This is a genomic window from Streptomyces sp. NPDC002133, from assembly GCF_040296405.1.
GTDB lineage: Bacteria > Actinomycetota > Actinomycetes > Streptomycetales > Streptomycetaceae > Streptomyces.
This window is the reverse complement of record NZ_JBEOXF010000018.1, coordinates 63,264-75,004: the sequence shown is the minus strand read 5'-3', so window position 1 is coordinate 75,004 and position 11,741 is coordinate 63,264. Positions and strand designations below refer to the sequence as shown.

General features: G+C 71.1%; 9 protein-coding genes. 3 read left to right on the top strand and 6 right to left on the bottom strand.

Translation table 11 applies throughout. The features are described from left to right. Positions 1-37: 37 nt before the first annotated feature. Positions 38-355, bottom strand: coding sequence for an RDD family protein (locus ABT078_RS19455; RefSeq protein ID WP_351229249.1), 318 nt, complete (start codon positions 353-355; stop codon positions 38-40). 4 nt (positions 356-359) lie between these two features. On the opposite strand from ABT078_RS19455, the gene ABT078_RS19450 reads away from it, so the two are divergent. Then, a complete protein-coding gene (locus ABT078_RS19450) occupies positions 360-689 on the top strand; it encodes a hypothetical protein (protein WP_351229247.1) in 330 nt (109 codons plus the stop codon). Between the two features lie 179 nt (positions 690-868). Here ABT078_RS19450 and ABT078_RS19445 read toward each other — a convergent pair whose 3' ends face one another. The 4 genes from ABT078_RS19445 to ABT078_RS19430 are packed head-to-tail and all read right to left on the bottom strand — an operon-like array spanning position 869 to position 7,076. Beyond that, the gene (locus ABT078_RS19445; protein WP_351229245.1) at positions 869-2,686 is read right to left on the bottom strand and encodes an IucA/IucC family protein; all 1,818 of its coding nucleotides are present in this window, start codon (positions 2,684-2,686) and stop codon (positions 869-871) included. Positions 2,687-2,745: 59 nt separating this feature from the next. Next, positions 2,746-3,519, bottom strand: coding sequence for a GNAT family N-acetyltransferase (locus ABT078_RS19440; protein WP_351229243.1), 774 nt, complete (start codon positions 3,517-3,519; stop codon positions 2,746-2,748). A 44-nt stretch (positions 3,520-3,563) separates the two neighbouring features. Further along, complete coding sequence (locus tag ABT078_RS19435; protein WP_351229241.1) at positions 3,564-5,657, bottom strand: IucA/IucC family protein; 2,094 nt, start codon at positions 5,655-5,657, stop codon at positions 3,564-3,566. A gap of 42 nt (positions 5,658-5,699) precedes the next feature. Beyond that, complete coding sequence (locus ABT078_RS19430) at positions 5,700-7,076, bottom strand: diaminobutyrate--2-oxoglutarate transaminase family protein (protein WP_351229239.1); 1,377 nt, start codon at positions 7,074-7,076, stop codon at positions 5,700-5,702. A gap of 300 nt (positions 7,077-7,376) precedes the next feature. Between ABT078_RS19430 and ABT078_RS19425 the strand changes: the two genes are divergently transcribed. Next, a complete protein-coding gene (locus ABT078_RS19425; protein ID WP_351229237.1) occupies positions 7,377-8,594 on the top strand; it encodes a trypsin-like serine peptidase in 1,218 nt (405 codons plus the stop codon). A gap of 354 nt (positions 8,595-8,948) precedes the next feature. After that, positions 8,949-10,121: a trypsin-like serine peptidase gene (locus ABT078_RS19420; protein ID WP_351229235.1), complete on the top strand. Its 1,173-nt coding sequence runs from the start codon at positions 8,949-8,951 to the stop codon at positions 10,119-10,121. Between the two features lie 118 nt (positions 10,122-10,239). Here the strand turns inward: ABT078_RS19420 and hflX are convergent, their stop codons facing one another. After that, a complete protein-coding gene (gene hflX, locus ABT078_RS19415; RefSeq protein ID WP_351229233.1) occupies positions 10,240-11,733 on the bottom strand; it encodes a GTPase HflX in 1,494 nt (497 codons plus the stop codon). Between the last annotated feature and the right edge of the window lie 8 nt (positions 11,734-11,741).

Here is an 11,741-nt window from a genome sequence, read left to right as displayed (position 1 = left end):
CCGTCGCTCTGACAGTCCCGAACGTCACGAGATCTTGTTACGGGCTGTTCGAGCGGCGGTGCGGTCCGCCGCGGTCGGGTGCTCGGCGCTGTTCGACGCGGATCACGACGCTGCTGCACACCTGGTCGGCGAAGGTCTGCTTCGTGTGGTCCCACAGCGGCCACAGCCGGCCGAGGTAGCCGGCGAGGCTGTCCAGGAAGTGCGCGAGCCGGCGGACGAAGGCCATGCCGAAGACGAGGGTGCTGCCGTCCCTCTCCGGGTGGCGGCTGATCCCGAGGACCTTCTTGCCGATCGTCTGTCCGGTGCTGCGTTCCCCGTACAGCTGGAGGATGGCCATGCCGACGGCGTACAGCATGCCGATGACGCCGAGGACCCGAGGGCCGGACGGCGCTGGTGGCGACGTCGACGAAGGCGAGGGCGTACATGGCGTCGGCGATGATCAGGACATCGAGCAGGTACGCCGACTACCCGCAGCGGGAGCCGTACCCCTACGGCGCCCACCCGCCGGTGGGCATGCCGTGCATGCCCGGAGCCGGAGTGCCAGCGCTGGCCCCCTGGGCCTGCGCGTCGGCGTACTGCTGGGGACAGCCGTACGGCTGCTGTGGCTGGCCGTACTGCTGCGGCACACCCTGCGGGGCCTGCTGCGGGTAGCCGTAGGGAGCCGGTCCTGCGAAGGCTGCCGGCTGTAAGGGTTGTTCGGGTCGCCGACGCTGCGCGGTTCGCTCCCCCAGCGGTGCCGCACTGCTGCGCGGATCATCGTCGTGGACCGGCGGCCCTTCGTCCTGCCCGATACATGGGGAGGAAGGCGCAGCCGAGCCCAGGACCGTCGCAGGTGTGAACGCCGGTCACCACCGGCCAGGCCCTCGTCTCAACCCGCTGCGAGCGGGTTGGGGACCGCGCCGTGGACTGCGGCGTGCGGGCGCTCGGCGCGGTCGCGGTATCCGTCGAGGTGGAGTCGGTTGCGGTTGAGGCAGAGCCGCTCGATACGCGGAGTGAGCAGGTCGAACGTCTCGTAGCGGTCCTTGAGTTCGGGGAAGCGCGACTGGTGGCGCAGGATCTCGGCTCGCACGAGGGACCAGAAGTCGTCCTCCGTCACGCCGAGTTGTTCCTCGCACAGCGGGGCGAGGAAACGGAAGACGCCGACGAAGAGGCCGGAGTGGATGAACTGGGTGAGGAAGGCGGGCTCCTCGGTGAGCAGGACCGCCCGCACGTCGTCCGGCATCGTCTCCAGTTCCGGCAGCGCCTGGGCGCTGATGTTCACATCGTCGACGAAGTCCTTGATGGCGAGCCGTACCGGCACGTCGTGGTCGTCGAAGACGACGATGGCGTTCTCCCCGTGAGGGGAGAACACGGTGCCGTAGCGGTAGAGAAAGTGCAGCAGGGGCGGCAGCAGCGCGGCGAAGAGGTACCGCAGCCATGCGGTCGGGGTGAGTCCCGAGCGCTCGACCAGCTCGGCGGTGAAGGCACGCCCCTCCGGGTCGGTGTGCAGGAGCGAGGCGAGCGTGCGCGCCCGCTCGCCGGGAGGCAGCCGCAGTGGTTCGCGCCAGATGGCGCCGAGGAGCTCCTTGTACTGGTACGGGACCTCGGGCAGCCGGTCGTATTGCGGGTGCTCGACGGTGACGGAGGCGACCTCGCCCAGCAGGATGACGCCGCACTCCTCGTGCAGGAAGGGGTCGGCGTCGCGCAGGCCGTGCACCCAGGCGGTGACGGCCGGCGCCGCGAGGGTCCGTTCGGTGGGCAGGCCGCGCCAGACGAGGGTGTTGAGGACGGAGAGCGGCAGCTTGACGGTGTGCCGGTCGGGCCGGCTGACGTTGAGGAAGGTGCGGACGGACTGCTGGGGCAGCCGGAGATCGTCGTCGGGAGTGGTCAGCGGGACGATGTCGCCCTGGGCGACGGAGGCCCCGTAGAGGGGCAACAGCACCTGGTCCCACTGCCAGGGGTGCACGGGCAGCAGGAGGTAGCTCGCGGGGTCGAGGCCGCGGGACCGGAGTTCGGCCGCGTGGGTTTCGCGTACGCCGTCGTCGAGTTCCCGGGCGTAGAGAAGGTCGGGGGTGGAGAGCCCGGGGACTCCGCGGTACGTCGCGAGGGACGTGCTGACGGCGATCCAGGGCAGCCGGGCCGGCGTGCGGGCCTCCGGGGCCCAGCGGGCGGTGTCGCCGGCGGAGAAACCGATGCGGCCCTTGTTGAGGACGAGCCACGGGTGGCCGGTCTGATGGCCTTCGAGTGCGGCGTAGTCGAGGTCGGCGAGCCGGGCTGCAGGCAGTGCGGTGCTGTCGAGCCTGCAGTCGGCCGCGAGTGTCGTGCTCAGTTCGCGGAGGAGATGGCCGAGGGTGGCCCCGTCGAGGGCGAGGAGGCGGCGGGCTCCGACGAGGAACCGGAGAGGATCGGTGAAGGGCGCTCCGCCTCGTTCGATCGAGTCGGGCGCGACGCGCCAACTGCCGTACGCGCCGCGCCGGGCCCGGAAGGCTAGGGTCTCGCCGTCGTCGAGGCGGAGGGCGTACCGGTCCCCGCGGCCCTTGCCGCCGCTGTGCGGGAGCGGCTCGACGAGCTCTTCGTACGCGAACTCACCGATCATCTTGGCGAGGAGGCGACGCCCTGCGCGACGCCACGTCTCCGGGTTCAGTTCGGACGGGGCGAGAAGGGCGGGCGGCTCGTCGGAGTCTGGGGCGGCAGAGGGCTTCGGCACGGGGACTCCTCGAGTGGAACCGATGCGGGGCGAGCGGTGTATGTAGAGCAGCGGGTCTTTCACAGCAGCTTGCCCAGCGCGCGGTCGCGGACCATCAGGGCGGCTCGCTTGTCGGGGAGGTCGACTTCCGCGGAGAAGCGGAAGCCGGCGCTCAGGAAGGCGGACACGGAGGGGGTGTTGCGCAGGTCGGGTTCTGCGACGACGCGCGCACAGCGCGGGCGGTTGTCGAGGACGAGATCGGCGACGGCACGGAGCAGTGCGGTGCCGACGCCACGGCCGCGGTCGGCGACACCGCCGATGAGGATGTGGACACCGGTGTCATGAGGCCGGGCCGGATAGTGGCGGGCGAGCGGATCGAGATCGGCGCGATAGACCTCGAAATAGCTCATGGGTGTGCCGTCGAGCACGCCGAGGCAGGGGATGCTGCGGCCGTCGCCGTCCAGCTGGGGGCGGAGGTGGGCGTCGGTGACCGACTCGGGTCCGGCCAGTTCCCAGAAGGCTGCGACAGCGGGGTCGTTCATCCAGCGGCTGATCAGCTGGAGGTCGCGCTCGACACGGACGGGGAGGAGCTGGAAGGAACCGAACGGTGTGGCGGCCGTGCCCCATGCGGCGAGGGCGTCGAGGAGGTCCTCGCCGTCGAGAACCGCACCGACGGCATCGGCGGCGGTCCGCTCCACCTGGGCCCGGAATCCGTCGTCCGACTCGTCCTGTCCGAACAGCGCGAGGAGTTCGTCGGGCAGCCGAAGATCCAGCGTGTCCTCGGTGCTCTCCGCCGAGGGGGCGGCGGGAGACGGTCCGCTGCCGGTGCTCGTGCTCGAGTCGGTGGGAGGCATGGAAGGGCGCTCTCCTCTCAGCGGTTCGGAAGGGTCGATGTCGTTCAGGAGTGAAGGGGGTTGGTGATCGTGACGTAGACGGACTGGGTGTCCACGGGGCCGACGAGTTCGTCGAGGCCGTGGAGCCGGGTGAGCAGATTCGCCTTGCAGCGCAGGGTGGGAGTCCCGAGCAGCTGCTCCGGCAGGGGTGAGCCCAGTGCTGCGGAGGAGGCGAGGAACTGGCGGAAGGCGGCGATGAGTACGCGCTCGTCCGCGAGCCGCTGGGCTCCGAAGGCCCCGATCAGGCCGAGGACATTGTTGATGCCGAGGTAGTAGGCGAAGCGCTCGTCCGTGACCGCGTCCGGGACGAAGGTGTCGCTTGCGCTGCCGATGCCGGGGAGCCTGCGTTCGAGAGCCGCGCGGTGGGACTCTCGGAAGTAGTAGCCCTGGTTGTCGCGGTAGCGGCCGCCGACCGGCCAGCCGTCGGGGCTGAGGATCACCAGCGTGTTCTGCTGGTGGGCTTCGAGGGCGACTCCGGCCGTGGCGTCCAGCCAGAGCACCGGGCGCACCACCTGGTCGAGGTAGCGCAGGAACCACTCGGCGGCGACGGCACCCCTGGGCCGGCCTGTGCGGACCGACAGCCGGTCCACGATGTCGGCGAGGCGTGAGTGCATCCCGGGCCGCCCCGGCCAGGGCCGGGGCGAGGTGAGACCGGCGATGCAGACGGCGTCGTCCCCGGGGCCGAAGGGGTTGTGGCGCATCATGACGTCGAGCCCCGGCACGGCCGGACCGTCGGGCGCGTCGACGGCGAGCCAGGCGGGGTCACGGACGATGTCGAAACCGGGATGGGCAGCCCTCCACTGGTCGGCCAGTCCGCTGCGGAGCAGCCGGTGGACCTCCACGCCGCGGTGGAGTTCCTTGCGGAGGTTTTCCCTGCGGGAGTTGGTGATGCGTACGCCGAGAGAGAGCTTGAGCATGGCGGGGGCGCCGGGCCGGTGGACGGTGCGGACCGATGAGGTGGGGTGCCAGGGGGCACCGCTGGGGCCGAGATCGTGGAGCAGGCCGGCGTCAAGCAGTCGGACGACGGCGGGGCGGTGGCCGAGATCGCGGGCCTGCCACGGGTGGAGCGGCAACGGCACGGTGTCGGGCGGGAGTCGGAGGTCGCCGGCCAGGCGGTGGATGAGGCGCTCGGCGGGGACGGCACGACCGTCCTCCGTCCAGGCCGAGTCCGTTGCCAGGACGCTCCGGTCGACGGCCATCCAGTGGAGCGGGAAGGAACCGTACAACTCGGGTGAGTAGAGGTGCACCTCGGCCTCGGAGAGCCCCTCCCGGCTCTTGGGCGTGGGGTGGAGCGGGTGTCCGAGGATCAGCGACTGTTCGGCGGTGAGGAACATGTCGGCATCGGGGCGCGGGCCGGGGCGCTGCCGTCGGTCGGCGATGAAGCCGGCGGTGCGGCGGAGCGAGTCGGCGACTCTGCCGACGAGGTCGGCACCCTCGGACAGCCGCCCGCGACCGGGCTCCGGGGGGCCGAACGGGGGCCGGTCGAGCTCAGGGCGGGCGAGGTCGGCCCTGGCGGTGTCGGGGAAGGCAGGTGACCGGCCGGTGCTGCCCGGCTCACGGGTGAGCAGGGTGGCGACCGTGACCGCGTCGGCCGGCGGGGCATCGTGGGGAGCGCCTTCGAGGGCAGGCACGCCGAAGCGGTGCCAGCCGGTGGCAGACCAGTAGAGAACGGGAACAAGGAGGGCGGTGCCGCTGGCATCGAGCGGAATGCGCAGGGTGCGGCCGTCGGGCCGGGAAAGGTCGTTCTCGCGGACCCAGCAGCGCAGCAGGCTCTCCACCGCGGCCGCGTCCCCTGCTACGTGCGGGTCGGGATGGTCGAGCGGATCGGACGTCCGGGCACCGGTCCGGGCCGGGGCCGGGGCCGGGGCCGACGCGCGCGTCGTGGCCGACATCGGCTCCGATCTCGACGCGGCGGGGGCGGGGGCAGGGGCGCTCAGGACGGCAGCCGGGGCGGTCCGCCCGCCGGGGGACCCCGACAGCTGTCGCGGCACCGTCGCCTGCTCGACCGTGAGGGGGCCGCGCGTGCCGCTCTCCACTCCGGGGTGGGCTGTGGGGCGGCCGTCGTGCTCGGGGGCGTCGGGTGCGGGATTGGGGTTCACGGGGGACTTCCTTGCGATGTCGTCCGGGATCTCGAGACGGGATCAGTGAGCCGGTCCGGTGGGGTTCCGGCGGTGGGGGGAACGTTCGGCCGCTGCCAGGGCATCGGCGAAACGGTCGAGGACCGCCATGGCCTGTTCGTCGGTGAGGGTGAGAGGAGGGAGCAGGCGGACCACGCCCGAGTGGCGGCCGCCGAGTTCGACGATGAGCCCGCGGCGCAGGCATTCCTGCTGGACCGCGGCGGCGAGCGCGGTGTCGGGCGGCGGGGCAACGGCATGCGGGATGTCGAGGTCCGGGTCGACGAGTTCGACGCCGATCATGAGGCCTCGGCCGCGTACGTCGCCGATGCAGCGGTGGGTCGCAGCGAGGCCCTGGAGCCGGCCGAGCATACGGGCGCCGAGGGTGGCGGCCCGTTCGGCGAGACGGTTCTCGCGAACGTAGGCGAGGGTGGCGGCGCCTGCGGCCATGGCGAGCTGGTTTCCGCGGAACGTCCCGGCGTGGGCTCCTGGTTGCCAAGCGTCGAGGTCCGAGCGGTAGACGATGACGGCCAGGGGAAGGGAGCCGCCGATGGCCTTGGACATGACCATCACATCGGGCACGATCCCGCTGTGCTCGACTGCCCAGAAGGTCCCGGTGCGCCCTACACCGGTCTGCACCTCGTCGGCGATCAGCGGGATGTCGCGGGACGCGGTGATGTTGCGCATCCGTCGCATCCAGGCGTCGGGCGCCGGGATGACGCCGCCTTCGCCCTGCACCGGTTCGAGGACCATTCCGGCCGGGGCGGGGACGCCTCCCTTGGGGTCGTCGAGGAGGTTCTCGGTCCAGCGGGCGGCGAGTTCGGCGCCGCGCTCGCCGCCGATCCCGAACGGGCAGCGGTAGTTCTGCGGGTACGGCAGCCGGGTCACACGAACCTCGGTCGCGCCGCCCGAGGCGTCGAGGGCCCCGGCCGTCATGCCGTGGTAGGCGCCGGTGAAAGCGAGCAGTCCCGTGCGGCCGGTGGCGGTGCGGACGAGTTTGAAGGCCGCTTCGACCGCGTCGGTGCCGGCCGGTCCGCAGAACTGGATGCGGGCGTTGTCGGCGAGCGCGCGCGGTAGGGTGGCGAACAGCTCTGTGGTGAAGGCGTCCTTGACCGGGGTCGCAAGGTCGAGGACATGCAGGGGCGCACCCGAGTCGAGGACCTTCCTGATCGCCTCCAGGACGACGGGATGGTTGTGACCGAGGGCCAGGGTGCCCGCGCCCGAGAGGCAGTCGAGGTAGCGCCGGCCGTCCGCCCCCTCGATCGTCAGCCCTCTGGCCCGTACGGGAACGATCGGTAGCGAGCGCGCATACGTACGGGCCGCCGACTCGCGGAGCGACTGGCGCCGGAGGATCCCTTCGTGCGCGGAGGGCTGCGCCACCGGGGCAGGTTCGGTCACGGCCACGGGTCTGTGTCCTCCAGCTGTCACAGTTGCGTTCCACGTCGGTACGGTGCTTCTCCGCCGCACCGCGGGGCTGAACGCTGACCTTGTGTCGCCCGTACGTACCAACGACGGCGGCACCAAGGGATCACGGTTCTCGGAAAGATCGTTGCGGCGGGGGAACCACGCCCCTGCCGCACACCGTCCCCATCGGCACCGGCATAGTGGAGGGCTGCACTTCCGGCGCCGAAGAGGCTCACCGGGGGTGCGACGCAACTCGTCTCAACAGGTACGGAATTCATGAAGTCCCAGGGGGATCTCGACATGCGACTCAATCGCCCGACCTTCGCAGCACGCCGTGGGAGGAGTGCCGGTCGCAGAACTCCGGCGCTCGCTGCTGCCGCTGTCGCCGCGGCGCTCGCGCTGACGGCCACGGCCTGTGGTCCGAGCGAGGACAACGCGGGGGGCACGCCCAGCGCGAGCGTCCCGACCGCCGACGGCAAGATCACGATCCCGGACGATCTCAAGGACCGGCTCAAGGAGCACGGGATCGACCTGGACAAGTGGAAGAACGGCGAGTGGAAGAACTGGGACAAGGAGACCTGGCTGCGTGAGGCCAAGGACTTCGTGAACCCGATCATCGAGGACCTCTGGGACCCGGACCGGATGCGGGACGCCCAGCAGCCCGACCAGCCGGTCGAGGAGGAGGACATCTCCGGCGACGAGGGTGTCACCGACCCGACGCCGCAGCCGGTCGAGGCGCAGGCCGTGAAGGCGCAGTACCACGACAACGTGCCCGAGGCGGGGAAGGTCTTCTTCGACGGACCGCAGGGCTCGATGGTCTGCTCGGCGACGGTGGTGAAGGACCCGGCGAACCCCGGCAAGTCCAACCTGGTGTGGACCGCCGGCCACTGTGTGCACGCGGGCAAGGAGGGCGGCTGGTTCCGCAACATCGCCTTCGTTCCCTCGTACAACAACGACGCCAAGTCGGCCGCGGAGCAGGGGAAGCCGACGAAGGAGGAGCTTGCTCCGTTCGGTGTCTGGTGGGGCGACTGGGCACAGACCTCCGAGCAGTGGATCGCCCAGGGTGCCGCGACCGGCGGACAGGGCGCGCCGTACGACTTCGCCGTGATCCATGTGACACCGGAGAAGGGCAGCACCGGCAAGTCGCTGGAGGAGACGGTCGGTTCGGCACTTCCGGTGGAGTTCAACGCCCCGGCCGCGCCGAAGATCAGCAGCATGACGGCGACGGGGTATCCGGCCGCGCCGCCGTTCGACGGTGAGCGGATGTTCCGGTGCGAGGACCAGCCGGGCCGACTGTCCCTCAAGGCGGACCAGCCGACGATGTACCGCATCGGCTGCACGATGACCGGCGGTTCGTCGGGCGGCGGCTGGGTCGCGGCAGGCCGGGACGGGAAGCCCGCCCTGGTGTCGAACACGTCCATCGGCCCGGTGACGGCCGGCTGGCTGGCGGGGCCGCGGCTCGGCCCCGAGGCCAAGGGCATCTACGACGCGGTCAGCGAGAAGTTCGCGGGCCGGTAGCGGGGAGCCGGTAGCGCGCCGCGCGAAGCCTGTCCGAAGGGGCCTCCGAAGCGAGTCCGGAGGCCCCTTCGCGTTCCCGTTGCCGGGTCCGCGCGACGTCCGGACCGCCGCCCCGTGGCGCGCGCGACATCCGCTCGGTTGCCCGTGGCGCGCGGAACATCCGCTCGGCTGCCCGGATCCACGCTCGGCGGCCGGCGCGTGGAGACTCCGTGCAGGAGGACGGCCCGTCAACTGGGCGTGCACAGCCCGGGCTTAGAGTGGAGGCGCACCACGGGCGGTCCGCTGACGACCGCCCTTTCGCGCGCCTGTCACGTGACACGCTCATGGCAATTCACATCAGGGGGACTCGTTTCCATGCGATCCATACGTCCGCTGCTGGCCGTCACCGGCCTTGCCGCGGTCCTCTCGCTGTCGGCCACGGCCTGCGGCCCGACTGAGAACGGCGCGGCCGACAAGCCCGCCGCATCCGCGACGGCGGGGAACGGCAGTGGTGACGCCGCCCTCCCCGCCGACCTGGCCGACAAGCTCAAGGAGCACGGCGTCGACCTGGACAAGTGGAAGAACGGCGAGTGGAAGAACTGGGACAAGGACACATGGCTGCGTGAGGCCAAGGACTTCGTCAACCCGGTGATCGAAGGCCTGTGGAAGCCCGAGCGGATGAAGGAGGCCAAGTCCCCTCAGAAGACCATGGCCGCCGCTGACATCTCGGGCGACCAGGGCGTCACGGACCCGGAGCCGGCGCCCGTGAAGGCAGTGCCGGAGGCGAAGCCGTACCACAAGAACGCGGCGCCGGTCGGCAAGGTGTTCTTCGACGCTCCCGAGGGCACGATGGTCTGCTCGGCCACCGTGATCAAGGACCCGAAGGCCCCGGGCAGGTCCAACCTCGTCTGGACCGCCGGGCACTGCGTGCACGCGGGCAAGGCGGGCGGCTGGTACCGCAACATGGCGTTCGTCCCGGCCTACAACGACCTCGGCAAGTCGTCGGCCGAGCTGGAGAACGCGAAGGCGCAGGAGATCGCACCGTACGGTGTCTACTGGGCCGACTGGGTCGCGACCTCCGCCGAGTGGATCACCCAGGGCGGCCCGACGGGCGGCGAGGGCGCTCCGTACGACTACGCCGTGATGCACGTGAAGCCTGAGAAGGGCAGCAAGTCCATCGAGGAGACCGTGGGCGTCGCCCTCGACGTCGATTTCGACGCCCCCGAGGCGAAGGACATCGACGCGATGGGCGCCTGGGGCTACCCGGCCGCGCCGCCGTTCGACGGCCTGCTCATGCACAAGTGCGTCGACCGCCCCGGGCGGCTGTCCATCAGCCCCGGTACGCCGACGATGTGGCGCATCGGCTGCACCATGACCGGCGGTTCCTCCGGTGGCGGCTGGTTCGCCGAGCAGCCGGACGGCAAGCTGGCGCTCGTGTCCAACACGTCCATCGGCCCGGTGACGGCCGGCTGGCTGGCCGGACCGCGCCTCGGCGAGGGCGCCGAGCAGATCTACACGACGATGAGCGACAAGTTCGCGGGCCAGTGACCCCGGACGCTCGTCGGCGCATGTGAACGGCCGAAGGCCCGCCCCCTCATCCGGAGGGAGCGGGCCTTCGTTGCGTCCTGCGCCGCCGGCCGGCGTGTGTCCTGCGGCGGCGCGCAGGTCAGCGCGCCGCCAGTACGTACGGACCGAGTGCCGCGGCCAGCTCCTCGTGGACGCGCGCCTTGAGCAGCGTGCCCTCGGAGGTGTGTTCCTCGGAGAGCACCTCGCCCTCGGCGTGCACCCGCGACACGAGCGCACCCCGCGTGTACGGCACGAGGACCTCGATCTCGACCTCGGGCCGCGGCAGTTCGGCGTCGATCACCGCGAGCAGTTCGTCGATGCCCCGGCCCGTCCGGGCCGACACGGCGATCGCGCGCCGCTCGATCCGCAGCAGGCGTTGCAGCACCAGCGGATCGGCCGCGTCCGCCTTGTTGATCACCACGATCTCGGGCACGTCCAGCGCGCCGACATCGCGGATCACCTCGCGCACGGCGGCGAGCTGCTCCTCCGGAGCCGGATGCGAGCCGTCCACCACGTGCAGGATCAGATCGGCGTCGCCGACCTCCTCCATGGTGGAGCGGAACGCCTCGACCAGGTGGTGCGGCAGATGCCGGACGAATCCGACGGTGTCCGCCAGCGTGTAGAGCCTGCCGCTCGGAGTCTCGGCCCGGCGCACGGTCGGGTCGAGGGTGGCGAACAGCGCGTTCTCCACCAGGACGCCGGCGCCGGTGAGGCGGTTGAGCAGCGACGACTTGCCCGCGTTCGTGTAGCCCGCGATCGCGACCGACGGGACCTTGTTCCGCCGGCGCTCCTGGCGCTTGATCTCGCGGCCCGTCTTCATCTCCGCGATCTCCCGGCGCATCTTCGCCATCTTCTCGCGGATCCGGCGCCGGTCCGTCTCGATCTTGGTCTCACCGGGGCCTCGGGTGGCGAGGCCGCCGCCCTTGCCGCCGCCCATCTGCCGGGACAATGACTGACCCCAGCCCCGCAGCCGGGGCAGCATGTACTGCATCTGTGCCAGCGCCACCTGCGCCTTGCCCTCTCGGGACTTGGCATGCTGCGCGAAGATGTCGAGGATCAGGGCGGTGCGGTCGACCACCTTGACCTTGACGACGTCCTCGAGGTGGATCAGCTGGCCGGGGCTCAGTTCGCCGTCGCAGACGACAGTGTCGGCCCCGGTCTCGAGCACGATGTCGCGCAGCTCCTCCGCCTTGCCCGAGCCGATGTACGTGGCCGGGTCCGGCTTGTCACGGCGCTGGATGACACCGTCGAGCACGAGTGCGCCCGCCGTCTCCGCGAGCGCAGCGAGCTCGGCCAGCGAGTTCTCCGCGTCCTGGGCGGTGCCCGAGGTCCAGACGCCGACCAGCACCACGCGCTCCAGGCGCAGCTGCCGGTACTCGACCTCGGTGACGTCCTCGAGCTCGGTGGAGAGGCCCGCCACACGTCGCAGCGCGGCACGCTCGGTGCGGTCGAACTGCTCGCCGTCCCGTTCTCCGTCGATCTCGTAGCTCCAGGCGACGTCCTCTTCCATCAGGGCATCGGCCCGAAGGCTCTCGGTGCGGTTCGTGTCCGCGAAGCTCTGCGCGTTCCTGGAAGGGGATGAAGAGGAGGTCATTGGATCCT

Bases quoted from the DNA above. Each gene is read 5' to 3' on its own strand.
- ABT078_RS19455 (WP_351229249.1), bottom strand. From the start codon at position 355: ATGCTGTACGCCGTCGGCATGGCCATCCTCCAGCTGTACGGGGAACGC.
- ABT078_RS19450 (WP_351229247.1), top strand. From the start codon at position 360: ATGACGCCGAGGACCCGAGGGCCGGACGGCGCTGGTGGCGACGTCGAC.
- ABT078_RS19440 (WP_351229243.1), bottom strand. From the start codon at position 3,519: ATGCCTCCCACCGACTCGAGCACGAGCACCGGCAGCGGACCGTCTCCC.
- ABT078_RS19425 (WP_351229237.1), top strand. From the start codon at position 7,377: ATGCGACTCAATCGCCCGACCTTCGCAGCACGCCGTGGGAGGAGTGCC.
- ABT078_RS19420 (WP_351229235.1), top strand. From the start codon at position 8,949: ATGCGATCCATACGTCCGCTGCTGGCCGTCACCGGCCTTGCCGCGGTC.
- hflX (WP_351229233.1), bottom strand. From the start codon at position 11,733: ATGACCTCCTCTTCATCCCCTTCCAGGAACGCGCAGAGCTTCGCGGAC.